Below are 26,918 nucleotides of genomic sequence, written 5' to 3'. Positions count from 1 at the left end.
TTTGGGCGATGACGAAAGAGACAGAAGCGCCCTCGAGACTGCGTCGCGCGATCACCGGACCGATGCTCTTCGCCTTCATTCTGGGCGATGTTCTCGGCGCCGGGATCTACGCGCTCATGGGAGTGCTCTCCGAAGAGGTCGGCGGGATGCTGTGGGCGCCGCTTCTGCTCGCGTTGCTGCTCGCGCTTCTGACGGCAGGCTCCTACGCCGAACTCGTCACGAAGTATCCGCGCGCCGGCGGCGCGGCTGTCTTCGCCGAGCGGGCGTTCCACAGTCGCATCGTGTCGTTCCTGGTCGGCTTCAGCATGCTCGCTGCCGGAGTGGTGAGTGCGGCCGGGCTCGCGATCGCCTTCGCGGGGGACTACCTTCAGACGTTCCTCCCGGTTCCTCCCATTCCTGCCGCGATGGTCTTCCTCGTCATCGTCGCCGCGGTCAATGCGCGCGGCATCCGCGAGTCGATGGGCGCGAACCTCGTGATGACGGCGATCGAGCTGAGCGGGCTCGTGATCGTCATCGCCGTCGTCGGTTTCTTCATGGCCGGTGGTGGCGGCGATGCATCCCGTGCCATGGAGACGCCGGAGGGCACCGGGGTCGGATTCGCCGTGCTGGGAGGCGCGATCATCGCCTACTACTCGTTCGTCGGATTCGAGACGTCGGCGAACGTGATCGAAGAGGTCAAGGAACCGTCGAAGACCTATCCGAAGGCGCTGTTCGCGGCGCTCCTCACCGCGGGCGCCGTCTACGTGCTCGTGGGGCTGGCCAGTGCGGTGGCTCTTCCCGCCGACGAGCTTCAGCAGTCCACCGGCCCGCTGCTCGCCGTCGTCGAGGCGACAGGTGTCGGGGTGCCGTCGTGGCTTTTCAGCCTGATCGCGCTGATCGCCGTCGCCAACGGCGCACTGCTCACGATGATCATGGCGAGCCGGCTGGCCTATGGGATGGCGGAGCAGGGTCTCCTGCCCGATGCGCTCGGTAAGGTGCTTCCGCGCAGGAAGACCCCGTGGGTGGCGATCTTGGCAACGACGATCGTGGCGATGCTGCTGACGCTGATCGGCGACCTCGCGACATTGGCCGAGACGGTGGTGCTCCTGCTGCTCTTCGTCTTCCTTAGCGCCAACGTCTCGGTGCTCGTGCTGCGCAGGGATCGGGTCGAGCACGACCACTTCCGGGTATGGACGTTCGTGCCAGTGCTCGGGATCGCCTCCTGCATCCTGCTGCTGACGCAGCAGCGCGGGATCGTGTGGCTGTTCGGCGCAGGGTTGCTAGTGGTCGGCCTCGGACTCTTCGCACTCGCGCAATGGGCGCGGCGGCGAAGCGGGGTGTCTCATGGCGAGTGAGCCGGAGATCATCCTGTCGCGGATCTCACCGGCCGACGCCGGTGAGGTGCTCACGGTTCAGCGAGCAGCCTTCGCCTCGGAAGCCCTGATCTACGGCACGGCCGACATGCCGCCCCTCACGCAGACGCTGGAAGAGCTGCGCGCGGAGTTGGCGGACGCGAACGGCTGGGTCGCCAGGGTGGGGCCGCGACTGGTCGGCGCGATCCGCGTCAGGGAGACGGATGACCTGCTTCTCATCGGACGGATCGCCATCGCCCCCGACATGCAGGGCTCCGGGATCGGCAGAAGCCTTCTCGAGGCCGCCGAACGCGACGCGCGAGCGCCGGAAGCAGAGCTGTTCACCGGCAGCCTGAGCGAGGCCAACGTGAGACTGTACGAGAGCTGCGGATACCGGGTCGCCGAGCGGGTGGATCAGGGTGACGGAACGGCCCAGCTGTTCATGCGCAAGAGCCTCGACGGCGGCGTGGGCTGAGTTCTATACCCTCGGAAAGAGCGGTGGTCAACCCACTCGGGCGCGGTCGACGGCGGGGCTAGCGTGAGCGCATCAGACGAAAGGATGCGATCATGTCGAACCCGAACATGGCGTCGGTGCCACTTCCCGATGACGACCGAGACGAGCAGGCGACAGTGGAGGTCGACGGCGACGCCGTGCTCGATCCGGACGTTGACGAGAACCGGATCGACAGTGCCGAAGCCGACCGCCTCGCAAGCGAGGAGGAGTCGTCGCTGAGTGAGCCGGCCGTCGAGGACCAGCCGGATGTGCTCGCCGCCGACGTACCCGCGGGCGGGGCGGGAGCGGATTCCGGGTCGGTGGACGCGGTGCAGGTCGATCCGGACGACGAGGCCTCGATCCCGGATCGCTCTCCACTGAACGACGAACCGGGCGTGGGAACACGGCGTCCTGACGTGCGCGACGGAGACTCCGCATGAGGGCGCTCGTCATCAACTGCACGCTCAAGCCGTCACCTGCGGAGTCGAGTTCAGACCTGCTCGGCAGTCAGATGTCGACGTTCCTCACCGACAAGGGCGTGACCTGCGACAGCATCCGGGCGGTCGACCACGTGATCCTTCCCGGCGTGGAGAAGGACATGGGAGAGGGCGACGAGTGGCCGTCGCTGCGCGAGAAGGTTCTCGATGCCGACATCCTGGTGTTCGTGACGCCGACCTGGCTCGGGCAGCACTCGAGCGTCGCCCAGCGCGTACTCGAGCGCCTCGACGCGGAACTGAGCGAGACGGATGCCGACGGGCGCCCGATCCTGTTCGACAAGGTCGCCGTCGCCGGTGTCGTGGGAAACGAGGACGGCGCGCATCACATCACCGCCATACTCTTCCAGACGCTGAACGACGTCGGCTTCACGGTTCCGGCACAGGGATGCGTGTACTGGAACGGCGAGGCGATGCACACGACCGACTACAAGGACCTGGAGCAGACGCCCGAGAAGGTCAGCGCGTCGATCACGACCTCGCTGACCAACGCGGTCCACCTGGCAGGACTGCTGCGCGACTCGGGGTACCCCGCCGCTTAGTCCGCACTCAGTCTTCGAGCCGCGACCTGGCGGCCGCAGGGCATGCCGCCGGGGCGATCATCACACCGGTGACGCGAGTTCGGGGACGACGTCCTCCACGAGGTTCCGGCCGCCGCGGAACTGCGCAGCGGGGTGCGTATCTGGCACCCGGGGACCCGCACCATGCACGCGTTCGCGCAGTGTCTCACCCGGAACGTACGCGTCGCGCAACCGTCCGCGGCGACGGAGTTCAGGCACCGCGTGCTCGATGAAATCCCTCGCCGTGTCGTAGCTGTGGTACTGGACGAGGTTGATGCCGTCGATGTCGTGCTCGTCCAGCCAGCTCTCGATCTCGTCGGCGACGTCGGTGGCGGAGCCCACCGCCATGAACGGCTTGCGGTGGAACCCGGTCATGCTCTTCAGGAACTCGGCGATCGTCAGATCCTTCGGCAGGAACGCTGATTGCACGTCGTCACCGCGGCCCTCGCGGCGCAGCGCTTCGCCGAGCGTGATGTCTCCGTCGTGGGCGGTCGGGTCGAATGGCAGGCTCGCATGGGCGAGGACGCCCTCGATGCTGGCGTACTCGTCGTACTCACGCAGCTTCGCTTCGGCCTCCTCCCGCGTCTCCGCGACGATGACGGTGGCGCCGACGACGAACTTGATCGCGTCGCGAGGGCGGCCCTGGCGCTCCAGCTCATCGCGGATCTTGGCGATCGTTCCGCTGACCTGCTCGAAGGACGTGCCACCGGTGAAGATCACCTCCGCGTGACGGCCGGCGAACTCGATTCCGCGCGATGACTGCGTCGCCTGGATGAGGAACGGCGTGCGCTGCCGCGAGGGCGAAGACAGATGCGGGCCCGCGACCGAATAGCGCGTTCCCTCGTGGTTGATGTAGCGGATCTTCGACGGATCGGCGTAGACGTTGTTCTCGCGATCCTCGATCACGGCGTCGTCGTCCCACGAGCCCTCCCACAGCTTGTAGAGCACGTCGAGGTACTCGTCAGCGATCTCGTAGCGGGTGTCGTGGTCGATCTCGCCGGAGAGCCCGAAGTTGCGCGCCGCGTTCGGCAGATACGAGGTGACGATGTTCCAGCCGACCCTGCCCTTGGTGAGGTGGTCGAGCGTCGACATGCGCCGCGCGAATGCGAACGGCGGCTCGTAAGAAGTCGAGAACGTGATGCCGAAGCCGAGGTGCTTCGTGACCGCCGCCATCGCCGGCACCACCAGCATCGGGTCGTTGCTCGGGATCTGGAGCCCCTCGCGGATGGCGGTCTCCGGCCCGCCGCGGAAGACGTCGTACGCGCCGATCACGTCGGCGAGGAACACGGCGTCGAACCCACCGGACTCCAGCAGCTTTGCCAATTCCGTCCAGTATTCGATGTCGTTGAACCGGGTACGACTGTTGTCGGGCAGGCGCCACAGACCGTGCGTGATGTGGCTCACGCAGTTCATCTCGAACAGGTTGAGGATGAGGCGCTTGGGCTCCGACATGGCGAGGATGCTCCTTCTGCGCTCGACGAACGCGAGCCGGTGTCGATACTGCCCTGTCTCGTGGCCGTAGCGCGCGCCGGATGGCGATCTGGCCTGTTGCATGACGAACTATGACGATTCGCGGCGCCGCATGACGCTCACTCTTCGTCTGTGAGACGCACATCGCCATGCTCGGTGTCGTCCTTCACCACAGCATCCACACCTTCTGCATCCACCACGAAAGGCATCGCGCCTGATGAGAACACTCAGCATCCGCCGGTCCACAACGATATCCGTGACCCTTGCCGCGGCGTTGATCGGCCTCACCGCCTGCGGTACCGCGTCGGCCGTCGTGCCGGCGGCCGACGCCGAGCGCGTCGACGGCGGCACGATCGTCTACGCCCACCAGCAGGAGCCGCAGTGCCTCTTCGGCGGCTGGATCGAGCAGGCGTACATCTCGTACCAGTTCCTCGACAACCTCGTCTCGCTCGATGACGACGGCCAGGTCGTTCCCTGGCTGGCCGAGAGCTGGGAGGCGTCAGATGACGGCCTGACGTATACATTGGCCCTCAAGGACGACGTCTCGTTCACCGACGGCACACCCGTCGACGCGGAGGCCGTCGCCTACAACTTCGATTACTGGGTCGCAGGCGGCAACAGCACCGCCGCCGTCTGGCTCGGCGGATACTACGCATCGGCCGAGGCGGTCGACGACCTCACGGTGGCGATCCATCTCTCCCAGCCCTACCCGCGCTTCCTCGAGAACCTCTCGCAGTCGTACTTCGGCATCCAGTCCCAGAACGCACTGGAGACCCGCACTGACGAGGAGAACTGCGAGCAGCCGATCGGCTCCGGTGCGTTCGTCGTGGAGGAATGGAACCGCGGCGAGAACGTGCTGCTCGCCCGCAACGACGACTACACCTCTGCTCCGGCGAACGCGAAGCACACCGGCGCCGCCTACGTCGACCAGATCGACTGGCGGTTCGTCGCCGACGGCGTCACCCGCGTCTCGGCGCTGCGCTCCGGAGAGGCGGATGCGATCTATGACGTCCCCTCGCTGGAATGGCAGGGTCTCGAGGACGAGCAGTGGGATCTGCTCAAGTACGTCACTCCCGGCCGTCCGCAGCAGATCTCGTTCAACACGAGTCGTGAGCCGTTCTCCGATGAGAGTCTGCGCAAGGCGTTCATCTACAGTCTCGACCGCGAGAGCATCGTCGAGACCATCGGTCACGGTGTGATCCCTTACGAGGGCAACGGCTCGGTCAGTCAGGCCACGCCCGGATACAGTCAGGCAGCCGCCGACTACTACGACTACGACCCCGATGAGGCGAACCGACTCCTCGACGAAGCCGGCTGGGCCGACCGCGACGCCGACGGCTACCGCGTCAAGGACGGCAAGACGCTCGACGTGGTCTTCCCGTACAACGCCGGCACGATCATCAACGCCGACGGTGCCGCGATCTTCCAGGCGGTGCAGGAACAGGCCAAGGCGACCGGCTTCAAGGTCGAACTGATCCCCGTACCGCCGACGGAGACCTGGGCGGGCAAGTACGCCGGCCCGGACTCCTACGACATCTCGGCTGGGTACTGGACCTCGGTCAACGCCGGCATCCTCTACATCACGTGGCGGCCGAGCACCGAGGAGAACCCGAACTTCTCGAACAGCGCCTTCTATGACGACCCCGAGCTCGAGGCGCTGATCCTCGAGGCGAACTCCACGACCGACGTCGACGCGCAGAACGCGCTCTACGAGCAGGCGCAGGAGTACATCGCAGAGCACGCGACCGCATTCGGACTGTACGACCGCCTGAGCACGCTCGGAGTCAGTCCTCATCTGAAGGACGTGTGGCAGGAGAACGCACAGGGAGGACCGACGTTCTATGACGCTTACTTCGTCGAGTGACGCCGCCGAGCTGGCGGCACCGGATGCCGGGACCGCCGCTCGCCGCCGCAGTCGCCGCACCCGCCTGATCGCGTCGCGCCTGCTCGGGGCGGTGGTGGTGCTGTGGGGCGCCGCGACCGCCGCCTTCCTCGCCCAGGTCGCCCTGCCGGGCGACCGCGCCACCGCGATCCTCAACATCCGCACCGGCCAGGCGCAGGAGCGCACCACGGCGGAGCTCGCTCCCATCGTCGATGCCTACGGGCTCGATCACCCGATCGTCGTGCAGTACCTGAACTACATCGGCGGACTCCTCCGTGGCGACCTCGGCATGTCGTACCAGCAGTTCCGGCCGGTCTGGGATCTGATCGGCGAGCAGCTGGGGGCGACCGTCACACTCAGCCTGGTCGCGATCGTGTTGGCCTGGGTGATCATGGTCGTCTGGGTCACGCTCACCGCTGGTCGCGGTCCGCGGGTGCGGACAGTGGGATCGGTGATCGACACGATCAACGCGGCACTGCCGCCGTACTGGCTCGGCATCCTGCTGCTCCTGATCTTCGCACTGTCGCTGGGCTGGTTCCCGGTGATGGGCGGCAGCGGCATCGACGGCATCGTGCTTCCTGCGCTGACACTCGCCATCCCGCTGGCCGGGTTCATGGGGCAGTCGGTGCGCACCGAGTACGAGCGAGCGCTGGAACAGCCGTTCGTGCTCAGCGCTCGGATGCGCGGCATGGGCGATCTGCAGATCCGACTGCGGCACGTGCTGCGCCACGCCGCGCTGCCGGCCATCACCCTCACCGGCTGGGCGATCGGCGCGACGGTGTCGGGCGCCGTGATCGTCGAACAGATCTACTCGCGACCCGGCATCGGGAAGACTCTGGTCGCCGCGGTCGGCGCTCAGGACATGCCGGTCGTCACCGGCATCGTGATCCTCGTCGCGCTGCTGTACGTCATCGTGAACCTGCTCGTGGACGTCGTATACACGCTCATCGACCCGAGGCTGGAGCAGTCATGACCCTCGCCGCACCGAAAGCCGTCGAGTCACCCAGATCGCGGCGCCGGATCAGCCCCGGCCTGATCGTCGCGATCGCGCTCGCCGGCTTCTTCGCTCTTGCCGCGCTCGCTCCGACGGTGCTCGCCACAGCCGACCCCACCGCGCAGAACTTCGCGGATGCCCTGCGTCCGCCGTCGCTGTCGCACTGGTTCGGCACCGACGAGTCGGGCCGCGACCTGTACAGCCGGATCGTGCACGGCACACACGAGTCGCTACTGATCGGAATCGGGGCGGCGGGGATCGCGCTGATCTTCGCGCTCGTCCTGGGGTCGCTGGCCGCCCTCGGCGACCGGTTCACCTCGGCGATCGTCAACCGTGGCATCGAGGTCGTGTTCGCCTTCCCGATCCTGCTGCTGGCACTGCTGCTCGTGTCGATCCTCGGCGCCTCAGCCTGGACGCAGGTCATCGCCGTCGGCGTCAGCACCGCCCCCGGCTACGCCCGCATGGTCCGGGGGCAGATCCTCTCGGCGAAGAACGCCGGCTACGTCGAGGCGGCACGGGCGTTGGGGCACAGCCGTGGCCGCATCCTGACGCGCCACGTGCTGCCGAACGCGATCCGGCCCCTGGTCGCCGTGTTCACGATGGCCATCGGGCAGTCGATCGTGTGGGCGTCCGGTCTGGCCTTCCTCGGTCTCGGCGTCGCGCCGCCATCGTCCGAATGGGGTGCCCTGCTCGATGCGGGACGCGCCTACATCCTGCAGGCACCGTGGCTGACGTTCGTACCCGGCCTCGTCATCCTCGTCCTCGCACTGACCGCGACGAGTCTCGGCAAGCACATCCAGAACAGTCTTGAGAAGGGCGAATGACATGAACATCGCCGAACTGGCCGAAGAGGTTCCGGTCGAGGAGCAGACCGCTCCGCCACGGCTGATCGTGAGAGACCTGCGCGTCGGCTTCGCGCACGGCGGGAACGTCCGCGAGATCGTCCACGGGGTGTCGTTCGACCTGGGCCCTGGGCGCTGCGTCGCGATCGTCGGCGAATCCGGTTCGGGCAAGAGCGTCACCGCACGCACCCTCGTCGGGCTGACGGGGACCGGCGCGGTCGTGGAGGGCGAGATCCGCCTGGGCGAGGTCGACCTCGCCCAGCAGACCGACCGATCCTGGCGGAGCATCCGCGGCCGGCGGATCGGATTCATCCAGCAGGATGCGCTCGTCTCGCTCGATCCGCTTCGAGCAGTCGGTGCGGAGATCGGCGAGGCGCTGCGACTGCACGGATGGCGCGACCGGGCCGCCCGCAAGCGCAAGGTGATCGACCTGCTCGCCAGCGTCGACGTGCCCCGTCCTGAGCAGCGAGCGCGACAGCGTCCGGATGAACTCTCCGGTGGTCTTCGTCAGCGCGCCCTCATCGCATCCGCACTCGCCCTCGACCCCGAGGTGATCATCGCCGACGAGCCGACAACCGCCCTCGACGTGACGGTCCAGGCCCAGGTGCTGTCGCTGCTCAACGACGCCAAATCCCGTGGCACCTCGATCATCCTGATCAGCCACGACCTCTCGGTCGTGGCGAGCCTCGCAGACGACATCCTCGTCATGCGCGACGGTCGGGTCGTCGAGCAGGGTGCGGCTGCCGCCGTTCTCGGTTCTCCGCAGGATCCGTACACCCAGAGCCTCGTGGATGCCGTTCCCGGCGGACACACCCGCGGTGAGCGGCTGGCACCGCACGCGAGCGCGGTGCCCAACCTGCATCTGGCGCGCGCCTCGAGCGGGGAGCGGGGCGAGCCGGTGCTCGAAGCGCGTGATCTCGTGAAGACCTTCGTCACACCGGACGGACGACTCACACGAGCCGTCGATCGCGTCTCGTTCACGCTGCACCGCGGAGAGACGCTGGGCATTGTGGGGGAGTCCGGCTCCGGCAAGAGCACGACGGCCCGCATCGCGCTCGCACTCGAGAGCGCGGATGCGGGAGAGGTACGGCTGCTGGATCAACCCTGGTCGACCGTCTCCGAGCAGCGTCGCCGGGCGCTGCGGCCGCACATCGGCGTGGTCTATCAGGACCCGCTGAGCTCGTTCGATCCGCGATGGAACGCCGAGCGGATCCTGCTCGACGCGATCCCGGCGGATGCCGGGCTGAACCGCAACCAGAAGGCGCAGCGAGTGCGCGATCTGCTCGCGCAGGTCGCGCTGCCGGCTGCCATGGCGGAGAGATTCCCGTTGCGCCTTTCCGGCGGTCAGCGCCAGCGCATCGCCATCGCGCGCGCTCTGGCGACATCGCCGGAGATCCTCGTGCTCGATGAGGCCGTCTCAGCGCTGGATGTCTCGGTGCAGGCACAGATCCTCGACCTCCTCGTCGATCTGCAGAACGAGTACGCCCTGAGCTACCTGTTCATCTCGCACGATCTCGGGGTCATCCACCACATGAGCGATCGGATGCTCGTGATGAAGGACGGCGTCGTCGTCGAGCAGGGCGATGCGGACCGGATCTTCCGCGAACCGGCGCATGCCTACACGCAGGAACTGGTCGGCTCACTTGCGCGGTTGGATAGTTCGGGCGAGTAAGCCTCCGTTGCACGAATCAGGAGGAGTAGCTCGACGCGAACCGATGTCCGGCTAACTACGGCGGTGCGGTTCCACGACCGACTTGATCGTGTCGGGATCGGTCGTCGATTCGAGCGCATCCTTTACGCGGTCGAGCGAGAACGTGCCCGTGACCATCCCGTCCAGGTCCACCCGTCCTGATGCGACGAGGGAGATGGCCGCAGGCCACGTGTTCGCGTAACGGAAGACTCCCGTCAGTACGAGTTCCTTGTTCTGGATCTGCGTGATCGGCAACGCCAGCTCCGGCAGACCCATCCCTACGAGCACGGCGCGTCCGCCCGGACGAAGCGCATCGATCCCGCTGCGCACTGCGGCCGCGGCGCCCGAGGCGTCCACGAACGAATCGGCGCCGGCGGAGCGGATCGCATCCGCGTCGGCGACCGGATCCAGAGCTGTCGTCGCGCCGAAGCGAAGCGCAGCGTGTCGCCGCGCTTCGCTGATGTCGGACACGAGTACCTCCGCGGCGCCGGATGCCCTGGCCACCTGCGCGACTGCGAGGCCGACCGGCCCCGCTCCAGTGATCAGCACGCGGTCGCCGACGGAGAACGCGGCCTTGCGGCCCGTCGCCACGGCCACTGACAAGGGCTCGAGCAGGGCGGCCGCCCAATCGCTCACCGAGTCGGGAATCGCGAAGGCGAAATGGCTCTGGATCGTGACGTACTCCTGGAACGCGCCATCCGTTCCCGGCACGGCGTAGAAGCGCATGTGCGGGTCGAGGTTGTAGTCGCCCCGCAGCGTCTCGGCGGAAGTCGTGGACGGGTGCTGCGGCTCGATCGAAACCCGCTCGCCCACGCGTTCCGGCGCGACATCCGCACCCACCGCGACGATCACACCGCCGGACTCGTGGCCGAGTACGAGCGGCTCGTCCACGACCCAGTCCCCGAGACGCCCTTCGTGAAAGAAGTGCACGTCCGAGCCGCAGACGCCCACCGCGGTGACTTTGACGAGAACCTCGTCGGGTGCCGGTGTCGGCACGCGGCGTTCCTGAACTTCGACGTGGCCGGGCCGGACGAGCACGCCCGCGAACATGTGCTCGGGAATGTGCGTCGTTGCAGTCATGAAGCGGTCTCCTCGGTGCGGTTTTCGCCGATGCCATTCGCTATCGACGGCTCTCTTGACACTCGATATTACCGCGACGTATGGTGAATGTAACGTGGTCATGGTATCTGATCACGGAAACGTAACACGAGAGTCGAACCTCTCCGGTGGATCTCCGGCACGGCCAGGAGCTGCCACCCGTTACATCGACACATCCCAACGGCGAGACAGTGTTCGCGTCGCGGGAGACGCAGATTCGGGAGCAAAGATGCGAGCAGTTGTATTCACCGCCGAGGGGCAGCTGTCCCTCGAAGAGCGGCCCAAGCCCACGCCCGGTTATAAAGAGATCCTGATCGAGACGGCAGCCGTCGGCATCTGCGGAACGGACACGCACGTCTTCGACGGCGAGTTCGAAGGCACCGTCTTCCCGCTCGTCCCCGGCCACGAGGCGACCGGCACCATCGTCGCGCTCGGTGACGGGGTCAACAGCGGTGTGTTCGACTTCAAAGTCGGCGACCACGTCGCGATCAACCCCAGCACCACCTGTGGTGAGTGCGAGTTCTGTCTCAACGGACACCAGAACCTCTGCCGATTCTGGAACGGCCTCGGCGTCGTCGCCTCAGACGGAGCTTCGCAGGAATACTTCACCGCGCCCGCCGGCAACGTCTACAAGCTCAAGCCGGAGACTGATCTCTACCAGGCCGCTCTCATCGAGCCCCTCGCCTGCGCGATCCGCGGTTGGGACGTGCTGCCCCGCCGCATCGGCGACCACGTCCTCGTCTACGGGGCAGGCACGATGGGACTGCTGATGGCTCAGCTGGCCACCCGCGCCGGCGCGGCATCGGTCAGCATCGTCGACCTGAACCCCGACCGTCTCGCAGTCGCGGAGGAATGCGGCATCGAGCTGCGGTACACGTCCGCTGATGACGCCGACCGCGAGAAGTGGGACGTCGTCATCGACTGCACCGGCAACCTGCGCGCGATCGAAGACGCGCTGACCCGCGTCAAGCCCGCCGGGTTCTTCCAGGACTTCGGCGTCGCTCCCGCCGACGGCACCGCTAAGTTCTCGCCGTTCCGCGTGTACCGCGACGAGATCTCGATCGTCGGGACGATGGCGGTCCTGAACTCCTTCGGGCGCGCGGTCGAGATGTTCGAAGCCGGTGCGATCAACGCCGAGGCGATGATCAGCCACTCGTTCATCCTCGATGATTACGAAGAGGCACTGGAGCTGTTCCGTCGCGGCTCGGGGCGCAAGCTCCAGATCCGACCGAACGACACCGAGTCCAGGGTGCTGATCCCGTGAGCGCGTCGACCACGGTGAGCCCGCCGGTCAGGAAGGCGCAGCGATCGCTGTCGCGCAATGCGAAGCGCGGCATCTGGATCGGAGTGATCGTCGTCGTGATCCTCGGCCTGGTGCTGGGGACACGAGTCGTTCCGGCCGATGACCCGCTCGCACAGGGTACGGAGAAGTTCGACCCGGCCACCTATGGTGCCGAGAACTTCCCCACGGTGCAGTCCGCCATCGTCGAGAGCGCCGTCGATGCAGACGTGCTCGCGGCAGACATCGCGACGGATCCGGCAGCGGCCGCTGAGGAGTACGCCGTGCAGAGCTCCGGCGGCCCCGTCTACACCACAACGTTCACCGGCGTCGTCGGCGAAGGACAGTCCGGGATCTACGACGTGGCGGTCGAAGGGCTTCCTGAAGGGCTCCTGATCCGGGTGCAGACCGGCCCCGCCATCAACGGCACCGAGTTGCGCGATGCGACCGGTGAGATCGAGTTCGGGCAGTTCATCAATCAGATCGACTTCCAGAACGCGGCAGCGGCGCTGAATGAAGAGCTGAAGACGCAGGTGCTCGCCGATGTCGACACTGCTGCCCTGACCGGGAAGACGATCGAGGTCACCGGTGCGTTCACGTTGATCAATCCGAGCTCCTGGCTCGTGACACCCGTCGAACTGAGCGTGCAATGAGCGACGACTTCGACGATGTCGTCCTCGAGGCACGCAACGTCGTCAAGACCTACGGCGGCACCAGGGCGCTGAAGGGCGTGAACTTCGAGATCCGTCGAGGAACCGTGACGACCCTCTTCGGAGAGAACGGCGCCGGCAAATCGACGCTCATGAAGATCCTGTCGGGTGTCGAGCAACCGACGTCCGGCGAGATCGTCCTCGACGGCGAACCTGTCGTGTTCCACTCCACGAACGACGCGCGCGATCGCGGCATCTCGATCATCCACCAGGAGCTCAGTCTTGCTCCCAACCTCTCGGTGCGCGACAACATCTTCATGGGGCGCGAGATCACCGGTCCCTTCGGGATCGACTTCGCAGAGGAGGCTCGACAGACGCGCGAGCTCCTCGCCGATCTGCTCCCCGGCGTCGAACCGGAGACGCATGTCAACGATCTGCGCGTCGGCCAGCAGCAGATCATCGAGATCGCTCGTGCGCTGTCGGTGAACTCGCGAATCCTCATCATGGATGAGCCGACCTCTGCACTCGCTGCGGCCGAGGTGGAGATCCTCTTCGGGATCATCCACGACCTCACCGCGCGTGGTGTGGCCATCGTCTACATCTCCCACCACCTCGAAGAGGCGCTCGAGGTCACCGATCACGCCGTCGTCCTGCGCGACGGATCCATGACGGCCAAGGACGAACGAGCCAATATCGATCTCGAATGGATCGTGCGGAACATGGTCGGCGATAACTTCGATCTCGGCTCGCCGCCCAGCGGTTACGAGTTCGGCGAGACCATTCTCAGCATCCGGGACCTCCGTGTCCTCGATCCGGAGAACCCGGAACGATCGATCGTCAACGGACTCAGCCTGGACGTCAGGGCCGGCGAGATCGTCTGCCTCTACGGGTTGATGGGCGCAGGCCGGACCGAACTCCTCGAGGCGGTCGCCGGGCGCGATCGGATCGATGGTGGAGAGATCCTGCTGGACGGTACCGCGCTGGGCGATGATTCGATCGCTGAGCGCATCGCGCTCGGGATCGGGCTCGTACCTGAGGACCGGCAGCGCGACGGGCTGGTGCAGACGTTCGACGTCGGTACCAACCTCACGCTCGCCAGCCTCGGGAACTCGATCGTCAACGGCGTGCTCTCGCGTCGCACCGAGAAGAAGATCGCCCAGGACCTCATCCGCACCGTGACCGTGAAGACACCCGGGCCCGAACTGCCGATCGGCTCGCTCTCCGGAGGGAACCAGCAGAAGGTGGTCATCGGGAAGGTCGTCGCGACCGATCCCCGCGTGATGCTTCTGGACGAGCCGAGCCGCGGCATCGACATCGGTGCGAAGGGCGAGGTGTTCAGGCTTCTCGCCGAGCGTGCCCGCGAGGGCCTCGCCGTCGTGTACTCGACATCCGAGGTCGGCGAGTGCCTCAGCATCGCTCACCGCATCATCGTCCTGCGACGCGGCCAGATCTCCGCCGAGTTCGGTCCGGACGCCACGAAGGAAATGATCATGGCCGCCTCCGGCGAGGCCGTGGCCGCTTAGAGAATTTGAGAACGGACCGACAATGACGACGACAACGACTGCCATCATCAACAACAAGAAGAAGTTCTCTCTCGCGCGAGTGCTCATCGAGGGCAGGGCATTTCTCGCCCTGATCCTGATCATCGTGGTGTTCTCGCTGATGTCGCCGAACTACCTCACGTTCGACAACATCCTGATCATGTCCTCCCACGTGGCGATCTACGCCATCCTCGGACTCGGGATGCTGTTGGTCGTGCTCAACGGCGGCATCGACCTCTCGGTCGGATCAACGCTGGGCTTCTCCGCGGTGATCGCCGGCTTCCTCATGCAGGGCGTGCCGATCAACATCTTCGGCGTGGTCCTGTATCCGAGCATCCCCGTGGTCGTGGTCATCTCCTGCGCCGTCGGTGCAGCCGTGGGTCTCGTCAACGGAATCCTCGTGTCCAGGTTCAAGGTCGCTCCTTTCGTGGCGACCTTGGGCATGCTGTACGTGGTGCGCGGTCTTGCTCTTCTGATGACCAACGGCCTGACCATCAACGACCTCTCGGGTGACGAGGCGCTGGGCAACACCGGCTTCGAATGGCTCGGCTTCAACCGCGTCCTGAACATCCCGATCGGCGTCATCATCATGGCTCTGATCGCGATCGTGCTCGGCTTCGTACTCGGTCGCACCCGTTTCGGCCGCTGGCTGTACGCCTCCGGCGGCAACGAGCGCGCAGCGGAGCTCTCGGGCGTGCCGGTGCGCGGCGTCAAGATCTGGGTCTACGTCATCTCCGGCGTCTGTGCCGCGATCGCAGGCCTCATCCTCGCCTCCACCCTGACCAGCGCCAGCCCGACGGCGGGCAACACATACGAGCTGACGGCGATCGCCGCGGTCGTGATCGGTGGTGCATCCCTGATGGGTGGCCGCGGCAACGTGCGCGGCACGCTGCTCGGTGCGTTCGTGATCGGCTTCCTGTCCGACGGACTTGTCATCGTCGGCGTCTCCGCCTATTGGCAGATGGTCTTCATCGGCGCGGTGATCGTCGTTGCCGTGCTCCTGAACAGCCTGCAGTACGGACGGCGCCGCCGGCCGGCCTCAACAGGCCCGAAGCCGACGAAGGCGACCGACAAGACGTCGGAGCCGGTAGGCACAAAGTGACCAGCACACAGACCCTGTAATACCCACCAAGAGAAAGGACGCATCAAATGATGCGCAAGAAGGCAATTGCCTCGATCATCGCTGCAGGCGCTCTGATCATCTCGCTCGCCGGATGCGCCGGAGGCAGCACGGACGCTGCTCCGACGGACGATGCCGAAGGCGGAGAAGCCGGCGGCCTCATCACGATCATCGTGAACGACCCGGCCAACCCCTACTGGAAGACGGAGGGCGACGTCGCCGCTGCGACCGCTGAAGAACTCGGTTACGAGTCCAGTGTCGGTGCGCACAAGGGCGACACCAACACCGAGAACACCCTCATCGACACGGCGATCGCGAACAAGTCCGTCGCGATCATCCTCGACCCGGCGAACGCCGATGGTTCGATCGCGGCTGTGAAGAAAGCCGAAGCCGCGGGGATCCCGGTGTTCCTCGTGAATGCGGAGATCAACGAGGCCGGCATCGCGAAGGCGCAGCTGGTGTCGAACAACGCTCAGGGCGCCGCGATCGGCGCCCAGGAGTGGGTGACCCAGATGGGCGAGGCCGGTGAGTACGTCGAACTGTTCGGCGCTCCGTCCGACAACAACGCGCAGACCCGCTCAAACGGCTTCCAGACCGTCATCAGCCAGTACCCCGAGCTCGTCGAGGTCGGGGAAGAGGTCGCGGACTGGGACCGCACCAAGGGTCACGACAAGATGCAGTCGCTGCTGCAGTCCAACCCGTCACTGACCGGCGTCATGTCGGGCAACGACGAGATGGCGCTCGGCGCGGTCGCAGCGCTCAAGGAAGCCGGCAAGCTCGAGGGCGTCGTCGTCGGCGGCTTCGACGGCGCACCGGATGCCGTCTCCGCGGTCATCGCGGGCGAGATGGCGTACACCGTCCTCCAGCCTGTCGCCGTGTTCTCCAAGGAAGCCGTTGAGCTCGCCGACGAGTACATCCGCACCGGCACAGCTCCGGAGACCGAGAAGCAGTCGTTCGACTGCATCCTCATCACGAAGGACAACGCCGACAAGATGACGGAACCCTTCACCTACACCGAGTAGAGCCCACCGCGCTTCCATGCGGTGAACGCGGGGGCGGAAGCCCATCAGCATCCGTCCCCGCCCACACACTTCGTCCCGATCTCAAGAGGGATTGACGAGAGGCAACATGAGTTACGTTCTGAACGACCCCGCCGATTTCGCGGACGAATCCGTGATCGGTTTCGTCGCCGCGCACAGCACACTGGTGCGGCGGGTCGCCGGTGGCGTCGCCCGGGCACAGGCCACGCCGTCCGGGGAGGTCGCGATCGTCATCGGAGGCGGATCGGGACACTATCCCGCCTTCGCCGGACTGGTCGGAGCCGGCCTCGCGCACGGTGCGGCGATGGGCAACGTCTTCGCCTCGCCGAGCGCACAGCAGATCTACTCGGTCGCCAAGTCGGTCGCCACCGAGGCGGGTGTTCTCCTCAGCTATGGGAACTACGCCGGCGACGTGCTCAACTTCGATCAGGCCGAGCAGCGGCTGCGCGACGAGGGCATCCCGTGCCGAACCGTTCGGGTGACGGACGACATCTACAGCGCTTCCCCCGAGGAGAAGTCGAAGCGTCGCGGCATCGCCGGAGACCTTGCGGTGTTCCGTGCCGCGTCGTGGGCCGCCGAGCGGGGGATGACGCTCGATGAGGTCGCCGACATCGCCGGCCGAGCCAACGATCGCACCCGGTCGATCGGCGTGGCGTTCTCCGGTTGCACGCTCCCCGGCGCGTCCGAGCCGCTCTTCACCGTCCCGTCCGGGCACATGGCCGTCGGGATGGGTATCCATGGGGAACCGGGCATCTCGGTCGTGCCGCTGCCATCGGCGCGGGAGATCGCTGCGCTGCTCGTCGAAGGGCTGCTGGGTGAGGTGCCCGACGGCGTCGCCGTCGACGGCGCGCAGGCCGCGGTCATCCTGAACGGCCTCGGTGCGGTCAAGTCCGAGGAGCTGTTCGTGATCTACGCCACGGTGACCGAGCTCCTGGGTGACGCCGGCGTCACGGTCGTCGAACCCGAGGTGGGCGAGTACGCGACGAGCTTCGAGATGGCGGGCGTCTCGCTGACCCTGTTCTGGCTGGATGATGAGCTCGAGGCAGCCTGGGCTTCGCCCACCTACACTCCGGCGTACCGCAAGGGCGCCGTCGAATCGTCCGGCGTGGACGCCGTAGTCGACGTCGTCCAGGAAGCCGGCCTCGGCGCCGACGTCATTCCCGCGGCCTCGCAGGATTCCATCGAGGTCGGCGTCGTCGCCCTCGCGATCGTGGACACCATCCGCGACATGATCGATCGTGACGTCGACGAACTGGGCCGACTCGATGCGATCGCCGGCGACGGCGATCATGGCATCGGTATGCAGCGCGGTGCACGTGCCGGCGCTGCGGCGGCAAAGGAGGCTGTTGAAGGCGGCGCAGGTGCGGGCACAGTGCTCAGCCGTGCGGGAGACGCCTGGGCCGACAAGGCCGGTGGCACCTCCGGCGCTCTCTGGGGTGCGGCGCTTCGCGCAGCGGGGGAGCGTCTCGGTGACGAGATCCGGCCGCAGGCGCAGGATGTCGCATCCGCCGTGGACGCCGCGCGTGCCGCGATTCAGGGATACGGCAAAGCCGCGGTGGGAGACAAGACCATGGTCGACGCACTCGTGCCTTTCGCCGAGGGCCTGACCGCGCGCGTCGCCGCAGGCGCGACGCTGGCGTCGGCGTGGGTGGCAGCGGCCGCTGACGCCACGAGCGCAGCAGAAGCGACATCCGCTCTTCTTCCCCGTCTCGGGCGCGCACGACCGCACATGGAGAAGAGCCTGGGCACTCCCGACCCCGGCGCGATCTCGCTCGCACGGGCGATGACCGTTGCGGGCCGGCTGCTCGCAGAGCAGGACAACAAGGTGCTCGCAGACGACAGCGGCACAGAGAAGGATTGAACATGACACGTGAATGGCGAATCGTCATCGGATCCGATGACGCGGGGTTCGAGTACAAGGAAGCGCTCAAGAAGGATCTGCAGAACGACCCGCGGGTCGCTGAGGTGATCGACGTCGGCGTCGACGCGAGCGGCGGTGCGGCATATCCGGTCGTCGCGATCGCCGCGGCCGAGAAGGTGCGCGACGGCGAAGCCGACCGTGCGCTGCTGGTATGCGGCACGGGGCTCGGCGTCGCGATCGCGGCGAACAAAGTCCCCGGCATCCGCGCAGTCACCGCGCACGACAGCTACAGCGTCGAGCGCAGCGTGCTCAGCAACAACGCCCAGGTGCTCACGTTCGGTCAGCGAGTGGTGGGGCTCGAACTGGCACGCCGGCTCGCGCGCGAATGGCTCGGATACGAATTCGACGAGTCGTCCGCGTCGGCGCAGAAGGTCGCCGTCATCAACGGCTATGAGGCCACCGGGACCTGTGGCTGACGCCGACGGACCGTCCCGCTCCTCGCAGCAGGAGACTGTTCGGCCTGTTCTGCTCGGGGCCAGCCTCAAGCTCTATCTCGACGTCGACGCGAGCGTCGCGTGGGCCACGTCTCTCGCAGAGATCGCACGCGCTCATCCCGCAGTCGTCGCGGGGGATGTTCGGCTGTTCATCCTTCCGTCGCTTCCCGCGCTGGATCGCGTGATCACCGCCGTCGCCGGCTCGCCGATCTCCGTGGGGGCGCAGGACCTGTTCTGGGCTGAGCGGGGTGCCTACACCGGCGCGGTCAGCGGCGCCGACCTCGCGCGACTCGGATGCCGGTACGTCGAAGTCGGCCATGCGGAACGCAGGCACGTCTTCGGTGAAGACGATGCGATCATCCGGCGCAAGCTCGCCGCCGCCGTGCGCAACGGCCTCACGCCCGTGCTGTGCGTCGGCGAAGAGACCCAGCAGGAGGCGGACCTCGCGGGCGAGACCTGCATCGCGCAGATCGAATCGGCGATCGCGGATGCCGACGACCTCGACGATCTCGTCGTCGCCTACGAGCCGGAATGGGCGATCGGACAGGCCGAGCCCGCCGCCCCCGAGCATGTGACGGCGGTCGTCGCACAACTGCGCTCTCACCTCGCGCGGCGCGGTCTTGCCGGCGCGGCGGTGATCTACGGCGGGAGCGCGAAACCCGGACTGCTCAGTACGCTCTCCTCAGGTGTCGACGGATTGTTCCTCGGCCGATTCGCCCACGAACCACAGGCGTTCGCGAGCATCATCGACGAGGCCGTCGGGACACATCGAGAGGGAGAAGAACCGTGACGACCAGCAGTTCCCCAGCCGTGCCCTCGCGAACGGGCCGGCAGCAGTCGCGTCAGCTCGCCATCAGCGAGGCCGTGATGGCCGCGGGATCCATGCGCATCGAGCAGATCGCCGAGCGGTTCGACATCAGCGTCATGACGGTCCATCGTGATCTCGATGAACTGGAGGATCGCGGACTGCTGCGCAAGAGCAGAGGGGTGGCGACCGCCAGTTCCACCGCGCTGGTGGAATCCAGCGATGTGTACCGCGTGGGTCGTCAGCAGGCCGAGAAGGAGGCGATGGCGCTCGCCGCCATGGAGTTCGTCGAACCGGGGCAGGCGATCATCCTCGATGATTCGACGTCGACGATGCATCTGCTTCCGCATCTGCACACGAAGACGCCGCTGACGGTCATCACCAACACGCTGACGATCATGAATGAACTGCGCGGTATGCGCGGCATCGAGATGATCGGCCTCGGCGGCGAGTTCTACAACTGGTGCAGTGCCTTCATGGGGCGCATCACCGTGCGCGAGATCGCCGAGATGCGCGCCGATCTCTTCGTCATGTCGACCTCGGCGATCGTGGATGACATCTGCTTCCACCAGACTCTTGAGACCGTCGACGTGAAGCGAGCGATGTTCGAGTCTGCGAGCAAGCGCGTGCTGCTCGCGGATCGGACCAAATTCGACAAGCGCGCCCTGCATGCGATGCTGCCGCTGGCCGACTTCGACGTGGTCGTTGTCGACGCAGCCACGGAACGGCGGCACATCGAGCGAATGCAGGATGCCGGGGTCAACGTGCACATCGCGCGCCGTCCTGCCGCCGCACGCTGATTCGATCGCCCGCACTTCGTGACGCCGTTGTCCGGTCTGAGGTAACGTCTCGGGCATGGCCACCGCAACGACGCAGACCCGCAAACGTGAGGCCTTCGGCTCACGCAATGTGTTCATCCTCTCGGCGATCGGCTCCGCCGTCGGGCTCGGGAACATCTGGCGCTTCCCCTACGTCGCGTACGAGGGCGGCGGTGGGGCGTTCCTCATCCCGTATCTGTGCGCGCTTCTGACCGCCGGCATCCCGCTGCTGTTCTTCGACTACGCGATCGGACACCGCTTCCGCGGCTCTGCTCCGCTCGCATTCCGGCGCATCCATCGTGCGGCAGAGCCGCTCGGATGGTGGCAGGTGCTCATCTGCGTCGTGATCGCCGTGTACTACGCGGTCATCATCGCGTGGGCGGCGATGTACACCTGGTTCTCCGCGCAGCTCACCTGGGGAGCGGGCAACGAGAACGACTTCTTCTTCACCGACTTCCTGCAGTCCGCAGACGTCGCCGAAGGCGGGATATCCACAGACTTCGTGCCGCAGGTCGGCATCCCGCTGATCGTCGTCTGGCTCGTCGTGATCGTGATCATGGCTCTCGGCGTCAAACGCGGCATCGGCAGGGCGAACATGATCCTCATGCCGCTGCTCACCGTCATGTTCGCGATCCTCGTCGTGCAGTCGCTCTTCCTGCCAGGAGCAATGGACGGCCTCAACGCGTTCTTCACCCCCAACTGGGAGGCACTGGCCGATCCAGGAGTGTGGGCATCGGCGTACGGGCACATCTTCTTCTCCCTCTCGGTCGCCTTCGGCATCATGGTGACCTACTCGTCGTACCTCAAGCGCAAGACCGACCTGACCGGCTCCGGACTGGTCGTGGCGTTCGCCAACTCGGGCTTCGAGATCCTCGCCGGCATCGGTGTGTTCGCCGCGCTGGGATTCATGGCGCAGGCGCAGGGGACGGACGTGTCCGGCGTGGCATCGTCGGGAATCGGACTCGCGTTCGTCGCGTTCCCGACCATCGTCTCGCAGGCGACCGGTGGCTCGATCATCGGCGTCCTGTTCTTCGGAGCGCTGGTGTTCGCCGGGGTCACCTCGCTCATCTCCATCCTCGAGGTCATCGTCGCCGCCCTGCAGGACAAGTTGAACTGGGGCCGCGTGCGCACGACGCTGACCGTGTCGATCCCGCTCGCGGTGATCTCGATGGCGCTCTTCTCCACGACGACGGCGCTCACGGTGCTCGACACGGCAGATGCGTTCGTCAATGCCTTCGGGATCATGGCGGTCGCCCTGGTCGCGGTCATCGTGGTCGCGTGGGTGTTCCACAAGCTGCCCGCGTTGAGAGACCACCTGAACCGGCGCTCGAGCTTCCCCGTCGGGCGGATCTGGGTGCTGCTGGTCGGCGTGCTCGCCCCGATCGTGCTCGGGTATCTTCTGATCAGCGAACTCATCACGAAGATCTCCGAGCCGTACGGCGGCTACCCGACCTGGTTCCTCGGCGTCTTCGGCTGGGGCATGGTGATCGCCCTCGTCGTGATCGGCATCCTGCTCTCGCTCATGCCATGGAGCGGACGCTCGCATGCCAAGGACGATCCCGACTACGACGAGTTCCTCGAGGTCGAGCATTACGATGCCGACCCCGAGACCGGCACGATCCGCACCGCCACGCCGCACGAGACGTCGCACGAGAAGGGACTGGGCGCATGACCACCACAGCCATCATCATGATGATCATCGCGATGGTCACGGTCTGGGGCGGTCTGATCGCCGCGATCGTGAACCTCGCGCGTCACCCTGAGGTCGCCGAAACCGAGCCGGATACGCTGCGCGTCGAACTGTGAGCGTGGAGGCCCCCGACCCAGTTCAATCGGGCTTGTCGTAGGCGGCGATCAGGCCCCGGTCCGCCTCATCGGGCAGTCGGTCGCAGGGGACGACAACGACGTCCTGAAGCTTCCAGTCCATTGCAGCGATGCTGTCGGAGGCCTGGTCGATCTTGGCGAGCGATACTCGCCGCCGTCGAGGGATGATGAACGCCTCGACGTGGAACACCTGACCCTCGTCGCGCATGCGCACGGCCGCGTCCGCGATCCAGGACTGTGCGCGAAGATGCTCGACGATGTCGTTCGCCAGCGGATGCGGGTGCTTGTCGTCGTAGGTGCGGGCCCGCTGATCCATGAGGTCGACGACAGCGCCTTTTGCGTTGCGGAAGCCGTCCCAGATGATGCCGAGCGAGATGAAAAGCGCAGCGACGCCGTCGAGCCACCACAGCCCGACGCCGACACCGAGTACACCGACGATCGAGGCTGCGTTGGTCTGCCAATCGGCTTTCGCCATGTCGGCGTCTGCGTAGAGGATCTTGTTGTGCAGCACGGGTGCGAGCTTCGACTTCGCGTGGCCGTAGATGAGCGGGCCGACGACGATGATGGTCATGACGAGGACCATGAGCCAGCCCAACCAGATGGTCTGTCCGAAGAGATTGACGGTGCCGATTGTCGGGTGCTCCGCCGCGACCAGCCCGGAGATGGCTTCGAACGCAAGGTTCAGGCCGACCGCGAGAAGCGCGACGCCGGCGACCAGATGCCCTACACCCATCGCACGGTGCATGCCGTACGGGTGCTTCAGAGTCGGCCGGCGTCGCACGAAGATCAGCGCGATGAGGAACGCGAGCTGCGGGATGAGGGACAGCATGTCCTCGATCCACGCGGTTCGCATCGCCTGGGAGTTGCCGACGACGAAGGCGACGAGGATGATCGTCACGGTGGTGTACACGATCGTGGCGTACTCCCACCGCACCGCTTTCTTCAACGCTCGTTCCTGCTCAGGGGGAAGGTCGGCGCGGCCGAACTGGTGATAGGTGCTCACGAGCCGACCTCCGTGTCGAGAAACAGCTCCAGCTCTGACAAGAACGCATTCTCGCCGAGCGGCACCAGCATGACGATGGAACGACCGTCCGCGCCAGGGATGCCGGTGTATCCACGTGTGACGCCGGCGCGGTCGATCCACGGCGTCTGGTCGGTGAATCCACCGACCACGAGGTCGAGATCGTCCTCCTCCAGCATCCCGACGAGTGTCTCCTCGCTATCGATCGTCCATTCGACGTCGGCGTCGAGGGAGTCGGCGAACGTGTCGACGAGATCGACGAGCGGTCCGGTCGGCGCGTCTGTCGAAACGTCGGCGAGACCTTCGGCGGGGGAGACGCCCACTCGGAGATCTCCTCCGGAGACCTGCTGCAACGTGCTGTCGGGATCTGTGGGTACCGTCATGCCGCATCCCACCAGGCTCACGGTCATGGCAAAGATCAGCAGAACGCCCTGTAGTCGAGTCGCCATCTCTCACTCCGATTCGACGCTGCTGATGTGATGGGGGACGCCGACGGGCTTCGATTCGCTGGAGCCCCGCTGGCGGAGGTAGATCGAGAACGCGACCATCGCGCCGACGGCGAGGAACTCGGACTGCCAATTCTGCAGAGTGCGGTTCCAGAAGTCAGGGGAGACGATGTAGTCGCCCCACGTCTCCAGCGGCACGCCGTGCTGCGCGTTCTCCTGATTGGCCACGACATGGCCGGCGAGGGACTGCGCCAGCCACGAGAGCAGGAAGACAGTTCCCATCGCGATCAACAGGGAGTTCGAGTAGATCCACAGGCGCACGCCTCGCACCTTCGCCCAGCGGGGAGAGTCGGCCCTGGCGTGCGCGCCCACCATCTGTTCTTCATCGGTTCCGGTGCCTTCGTCGCCGTACTTCTTCGACTCGGGCGATCCGCGCTGGATCAGCCAGATCGTCGCCAGGATGAAGAGGAAGAACTGGAGGAACTCGGACTGCCAGTTCTCTGCGACATCGACGAGGAAGTCCGACGAAGTGACGAAGTCGATGTACGTCACCGGCGCCTGTCCGTGCTGCATGAGCTCTTCGTTGTTGTACGCGTGACCGGCGAAGGACTGGCCGAGGAGTGCGAGCACGAAGATGATCAGGGACGCGAGGCTGAGACTGCTGGTGCGGAGGAAATGACGCATGGCGATCAACGGCCGATCAGCGGCAGGATGATCATGACCGCGAGTCCGACAACGATGATCACCGTCCACGACCAGAACGCGGTGCGCATCGCACTTCTTGTCTCACCGTCACCTGACATGTCGGCTCCTCTCCGCCCTTGAGACGATCCTGTCGCACGAGAGCGAGCAGGGAAGCACCCTTGACAACAGCCCTCAGGGTCGGCATCTGCGGCGGGGAGCCTTCCGTACGCGAGGTCGTGAGCGCACACTGGAGGCATTCGCTCGAGTCGTGAGGAGAACCCATGTCGTACAAAGTCGGCTATTTCGTCGGAAGCCTGTCGTCGACGTCGATCAATCGCGTGCTGTCCAAGGCGCTCATCCGGGTTGCACCGGATGATCTGGAATTCACCGAGATCCCTATCGGCGACCTTGCGCTCTACAGCCCCGATCATGACGCCGACTACCCCGCAGAAGCGCGTGCTCTGAAGGACGCGATCGGCGCGAGCGACGCGATCCTCTTCGTGACACCGGAATACAACCGATCGATCCCCGGCGCGCTCAAGAACGCGATCGACTGGGCTTCGCGCCCCTGGGGAGAGAATTCCTTCGACCATATGCCGACGGCTGTCATCGGAGCATCCATCGGGGTCATCGGCACCGCCGTCGCGCAGCAGAGCCTCCGGGCGGTACTGGCGTTCTGCAACACCCGCCACATGACGGCGCCGGAGGCCTACATCCACTTCACCGAAGACGTCTTCCACGACGACGGCACGGTCACGAAGCCGGATACCGAGGAGTTCCTGCGTGCGTACATGATGGAGTTCCGCGATCACATCCAGCGCGTGCTGACCGTGCTGCCGCGGAAGTGATGTGCGACGGCATCCGGCAACCGACGGGCATCCGTCACGGCATGATGGACGAATGACACTCACAGGCCGCAACGCGATCAGCAACTGGGCGGGCAACGTCGTCTTCACGCCGACGACGGTCCTGCGCCCGCGAGACATCCCCGAGGCGCAGCAGCTCGTCGCGGATGCATCTCGGATCAGAGCGCTGGGCACCGGCCACTCCTTCAACGACCTCGCCGATGCTCCCCAGCTCATCTCGCTCCGCGATGTCGTCTCACCGTTCGAACTCGATGAGACCACGCAGACGGTCACCGTGCCCGGCGCGGCGCCGTACGGAGCCGTCGCCGCGTTCCTGCACGAGCACGGCTGGGGGCTGCACAACCTCGGCTCGCTGCCCCACATCTCCGTGGCGGGCGCGACAGCGACCGCCACCCACGGCTCCGGCGACGGCAACGGCGTGCTGTCGACAGCTGTGCGCGGCATCGAGCGCATCGGCGCAGACGGCGAGCTGACGTGGATCCACGCCGGCGACCCCGATTTCGACGGCAGCGTCGTCGCGCTCGGCGCTCTCGGGGTCATCACCAGGCTGCAGCTGGCGATCGAACCGACGTACGACGTGACGCAGCAGGTGTACACCGGCTTGGGTTGGGACACTTTCCTTGCGGAGTTCGACGAGATCATGGCGTCGGCGTACAGCGTCAGCGTGCTCGGCAAATGGGCGCAGTCGACGCTGTCGACGCTGTGGCTCAAACATCGCGCTCTCACGGATCAGGGCGGGTCAGCGGATGCTGCGCCGAGGGCGTTCGGCGGAGAGCGAGTCGCCGCCGAAGTGCACGCCATCATCACCGGCGATGCACCAGATGACAACATGACGCCGCTGGGTACGCGCGGTGCATGGTCGACGCGGCTCGCGCATTTCCGCTTCGACCGTGACCCAAGCGCCGGTGGCGACGAGATCCAGTCCGAGTTCTTCGTGCCCCGTGCGGTGGCAGTCGATGCGCTGCGCGCCATCCGCCCGCTCGGCGACCGGATCGACCCGCTGTTGCACGTGAGCGAGTTCCGCACTTTCGCGGGGGACGACCTCTGGCTCAGCGGGGGCGAGGGCGGCGGACGGCTCGCCATCCACTTCACCTGGCGCCAGCTTCCTGCCGAAGTCGCCGCCATCCTGCCGGAGATCGAGGCGGCGCTTCGCCCCTTCGCGCCGCGCGCGCACTGGGGCAAGGTCTACTCGACCGGATTCGATCAGGCTGCAGGCTTCCACCGCCTTGGCGACTTCGCGGCGCTCGCCGCGCGCGTCGACCCCGCGGGGAAGTTCCGCAACAGCCACCTCGATCGCGTGCTGACGATCAGTGGTTCCGAAGCGCGTCGATGAGCTCGGACTTCCGCTTCTTGGAGTATCCGGTGAGGCCGAGTTCCTTGGCGCGACCGCGCAACTCGTCGACCGTCCAGTCGTCGTAGTCGCCGGCCTCGCCGCCGCGTCGGCCGACCTCCGACCGCCCGCGTTTGGTCCCGCCGGTGGCGTTCGATATGCGTGCCGCCTTCTCTTTCGAGGCGCCGTCGTCGCGGAGCTCCTCGTACAGCTCCGGGTCCTTCAAACGTGAGTTCGCGCCGCGTGGCATGATTCGTCTCCTTCAGTTTCGATGTCGAGTCCTAG

Annotated in this window: 27 protein-coding genes; 21 read left to right on the top strand and 6 right to left on the bottom strand. The window is 66.2% G+C overall.

The genetic code is table 11. The annotated features are described in order from the left end of the window. Nucleotides 1-8: 8 nt before the first annotated feature. From IEV67_RS17240 to IEV67_RS17225, 4 genes are all read left to right on the top strand, one after another. Nucleotides 9-1,334 (top strand): APC family permease, encoded by a 1,326-nt coding sequence (locus tag IEV67_RS17240; protein ID WP_188437935.1) that lies wholly within the window; start codon nucleotides 9-11, stop codon nucleotides 1,332-1,334. Then, nucleotides 1,324-1,806: a GNAT family N-acetyltransferase gene (locus tag IEV67_RS17235; RefSeq protein ID WP_188437934.1), complete on the top strand. Its 483-nt coding sequence runs from the start codon at nucleotides 1,324-1,326 to the stop codon at nucleotides 1,804-1,806. Before IEV67_RS17240 ends, IEV67_RS17235 begins: the two co-directional genes overlap by 11 nt. Before the next feature lie 92 nt (nucleotides 1,807-1,898). After that, complete coding sequence (locus IEV67_RS17230; RefSeq protein ID WP_188437933.1) at nucleotides 1,899-2,264, top strand: hypothetical protein; 366 nt, start codon at nucleotides 1,899-1,901, stop codon at nucleotides 2,262-2,264. Then, nucleotides 2,261-2,860, top strand: a complete 600-nt coding sequence (locus IEV67_RS17225; protein ID WP_188437932.1) for a flavodoxin family protein — start codon at nucleotides 2,261-2,263, stop codon at nucleotides 2,858-2,860. Before IEV67_RS17230 ends, IEV67_RS17225 begins: the two co-directional genes overlap by 4 nt. Nucleotides 2,861-2,920: 60 nt before the next feature. Here IEV67_RS17225 and IEV67_RS17220 read toward each other — a convergent pair whose 3' ends face one another. Further along, nucleotides 2,921-4,432: an LLM class flavin-dependent oxidoreductase gene (locus tag IEV67_RS17220; RefSeq protein WP_229703292.1), complete on the bottom strand. Its 1,512-nt coding sequence runs from the start codon at nucleotides 4,430-4,432 to the stop codon at nucleotides 2,921-2,923. 172 nt (nucleotides 4,433-4,604) lie between these two features. Here IEV67_RS17220 and IEV67_RS17215 point away from each other — a divergent pair, with 172 nt between their 5' ends. The 4 genes from IEV67_RS17215 to IEV67_RS17200 are packed head-to-tail and all read left to right on the top strand — an operon-like array spanning nucleotide 4,605 to nucleotide 9,738. Beyond that, nucleotides 4,605-6,212 (top strand): ABC transporter substrate-binding protein, encoded by a 1,608-nt coding sequence (locus IEV67_RS17215; RefSeq protein WP_229703290.1) that lies wholly within the window; start codon nucleotides 4,605-4,607, stop codon nucleotides 6,210-6,212. Continuing rightward, complete coding sequence (locus tag IEV67_RS17210) at nucleotides 6,190-7,203, top strand: ABC transporter permease (RefSeq protein WP_188437930.1); 1,014 nt, start codon at nucleotides 6,190-6,192, stop codon at nucleotides 7,201-7,203. The genes IEV67_RS17215 and IEV67_RS17210 overlap by 23 nt, the downstream gene beginning before the upstream one ends. Next, on the top strand, nucleotides 7,200-8,048 hold the full coding sequence (locus IEV67_RS17205; protein ID WP_188437929.1) for an ABC transporter permease: 849 nt from the start codon (nucleotides 7,200-7,202) through the stop codon (nucleotides 8,046-8,048). The genes IEV67_RS17210 and IEV67_RS17205 overlap by 4 nt, the downstream gene beginning before the upstream one ends. A 1-nt stretch (nucleotide 8,049) precedes the next feature. After that, a complete protein-coding gene (locus IEV67_RS17200) occupies nucleotides 8,050-9,738 on the top strand; it encodes a dipeptide ABC transporter ATP-binding protein (RefSeq protein ID WP_188437928.1) in 1,689 nt (562 codons plus the stop codon). A 51-nt stretch (nucleotides 9,739-9,789) separates the two neighbouring features. Here the strand turns inward: IEV67_RS17200 and IEV67_RS17195 are convergent, their stop codons facing one another. Beyond that, entirely contained in the window at nucleotides 9,790-10,836 is a 1,047-nt protein-coding gene (locus tag IEV67_RS17195) for an NAD(P)-dependent alcohol dehydrogenase (protein ID WP_229703288.1), read from the bottom strand. Nucleotides 10,837-11,083: 247 nt separating this feature from the next. Here IEV67_RS17195 and IEV67_RS17190 point away from each other — a divergent pair, with 247 nt between their 5' ends. The 11 genes from IEV67_RS17190 (at nucleotide 11,084) to IEV67_RS17140 (ending at nucleotide 22,268) form a co-directional block, all read left to right on the top strand. Further along, nucleotides 11,084-12,118, top strand: coding sequence for a zinc-dependent alcohol dehydrogenase family protein (locus IEV67_RS17190; RefSeq protein ID WP_188437927.1), 1,035 nt, complete (start codon nucleotides 11,084-11,086; stop codon nucleotides 12,116-12,118). After that, entirely contained in the window at nucleotides 12,115-12,786 is a 672-nt protein-coding gene (locus IEV67_RS17185) for a DUF2291 family protein (RefSeq protein ID WP_188437926.1), read from the top strand. Before IEV67_RS17190 ends, IEV67_RS17185 begins: the two co-directional genes overlap by 4 nt. After that, nucleotides 12,783-14,306, top strand: a complete 1,524-nt coding sequence (locus IEV67_RS17180; RefSeq protein WP_188437925.1) for a sugar ABC transporter ATP-binding protein — start codon at nucleotides 12,783-12,785, stop codon at nucleotides 14,304-14,306. Before IEV67_RS17185 ends, IEV67_RS17180 begins: the two co-directional genes overlap by 4 nt. A gap of 22 nt (nucleotides 14,307-14,328) precedes the next feature. Next, complete coding sequence (locus tag IEV67_RS17175; RefSeq protein ID WP_188437924.1) at nucleotides 14,329-15,426, top strand: ABC transporter permease; 1,098 nt, start codon at nucleotides 14,329-14,331, stop codon at nucleotides 15,424-15,426. Nucleotides 15,427-15,473: 47 nt separating this feature from the next. Beyond that, on the top strand, nucleotides 15,474-16,466 hold the full coding sequence (locus IEV67_RS17170) for a D-ribose ABC transporter substrate-binding protein (RefSeq protein ID WP_229703286.1): 993 nt from the start codon (nucleotides 15,474-15,476) through the stop codon (nucleotides 16,464-16,466). Between the two features lie 106 nt (nucleotides 16,467-16,572). Continuing rightward, nucleotides 16,573-18,345 (top strand): dihydroxyacetone kinase family protein, encoded by a 1,773-nt coding sequence (locus IEV67_RS17165; RefSeq protein WP_188437923.1) that lies wholly within the window; start codon nucleotides 16,573-16,575, stop codon nucleotides 18,343-18,345. Nucleotides 18,346-18,347: 2 nt separating this feature from the next. Then, nucleotides 18,348-18,821, top strand: a complete 474-nt coding sequence (locus IEV67_RS17160) for a ribose-5-phosphate isomerase (protein ID WP_188437922.1) — start codon at nucleotides 18,348-18,350, stop codon at nucleotides 18,819-18,821. Then, nucleotides 18,814-19,629: a triose-phosphate isomerase family protein gene (locus IEV67_RS17155; RefSeq protein ID WP_229703284.1), complete on the top strand. Its 816-nt coding sequence runs from the start codon at nucleotides 18,814-18,816 to the stop codon at nucleotides 19,627-19,629. Before IEV67_RS17160 ends, IEV67_RS17155 begins: the two co-directional genes overlap by 8 nt. Beyond that, entirely contained in the window at nucleotides 19,626-20,444 is an 819-nt protein-coding gene (locus IEV67_RS17150; RefSeq protein ID WP_229703282.1) for a DeoR/GlpR family DNA-binding transcription regulator, read from the top strand. The genes IEV67_RS17155 and IEV67_RS17150 overlap by 4 nt, the downstream gene beginning before the upstream one ends. Before the next feature lie 55 nt (nucleotides 20,445-20,499). Further along, on the top strand, nucleotides 20,500-22,134 hold the full coding sequence (locus IEV67_RS17145) for a sodium-dependent transporter (protein ID WP_188437920.1): 1,635 nt from the start codon (nucleotides 20,500-20,502) through the stop codon (nucleotides 22,132-22,134). Then, complete coding sequence (locus tag IEV67_RS17140) at nucleotides 22,131-22,268, top strand: methionine/alanine import family NSS transporter small subunit (protein ID WP_188437919.1); 138 nt, start codon at nucleotides 22,131-22,133, stop codon at nucleotides 22,266-22,268. The genes IEV67_RS17145 and IEV67_RS17140 overlap by 4 nt, the downstream gene beginning before the upstream one ends. A 22-nt stretch (nucleotides 22,269-22,290) precedes the next feature. Here IEV67_RS17140 and IEV67_RS17135 read toward each other — a convergent pair whose 3' ends face one another. The 3 genes from IEV67_RS17135 to IEV67_RS17125 form a co-directional block, all read right to left on the bottom strand. Then, entirely contained in the window at nucleotides 22,291-23,289 is a 999-nt protein-coding gene (locus tag IEV67_RS17135; protein WP_229703280.1) for a cation efflux transmembrane domain-containing protein, read from the bottom strand. Continuing rightward, complete coding sequence (locus tag IEV67_RS17130) at nucleotides 23,286-23,690, bottom strand: type 2 periplasmic-binding domain-containing protein (RefSeq protein ID WP_229703278.1); 405 nt, start codon at nucleotides 23,688-23,690, stop codon at nucleotides 23,286-23,288. The genes IEV67_RS17135 and IEV67_RS17130 overlap by 4 nt, the downstream gene beginning before the upstream one ends. Nucleotides 23,691-23,759: 69 nt before the next feature. Next, nucleotides 23,760-24,437 (bottom strand): DUF6766 family protein, encoded by a 678-nt coding sequence (locus IEV67_RS17125; protein ID WP_188437918.1) that lies wholly within the window; start codon nucleotides 24,435-24,437, stop codon nucleotides 23,760-23,762. A 281-nt stretch (nucleotides 24,438-24,718) separates the two neighbouring features. On the opposite strand from IEV67_RS17125, the gene IEV67_RS17120 reads away from it, so the two are divergent. Continuing rightward, complete coding sequence (locus IEV67_RS17120; protein WP_188437917.1) at nucleotides 24,719-25,285, top strand: NADPH-dependent FMN reductase; 567 nt, start codon at nucleotides 24,719-24,721, stop codon at nucleotides 25,283-25,285. Between the two features lie 52 nt (nucleotides 25,286-25,337). Then, nucleotides 25,338-26,636: an FAD-binding protein gene (locus tag IEV67_RS17115; RefSeq protein ID WP_188437916.1), complete on the top strand. Its 1,299-nt coding sequence runs from the start codon at nucleotides 25,338-25,340 to the stop codon at nucleotides 26,634-26,636. Here the strand turns inward: IEV67_RS17115 and IEV67_RS17110 are convergent. After that, entirely contained in the window at nucleotides 26,611-26,883 is a 273-nt protein-coding gene (locus tag IEV67_RS17110; protein ID WP_188437915.1) for a DUF7218 family protein, read from the bottom strand. The two genes, IEV67_RS17115 and IEV67_RS17110, sit on opposite strands and share 26 nt — an antisense overlap. Nucleotides 26,884-26,918 lie beyond the last annotated feature (35 nt).

The sequence above is a fragment of the Microbacterium murale genome, from assembly GCF_014635185.1.
GTDB lineage: Bacteria > Actinomycetota > Actinomycetes > Actinomycetales > Microbacteriaceae > Microbacterium > Microbacterium murale.
This window is presented reverse-complemented; position numbering and strand designations above follow the sequence as displayed.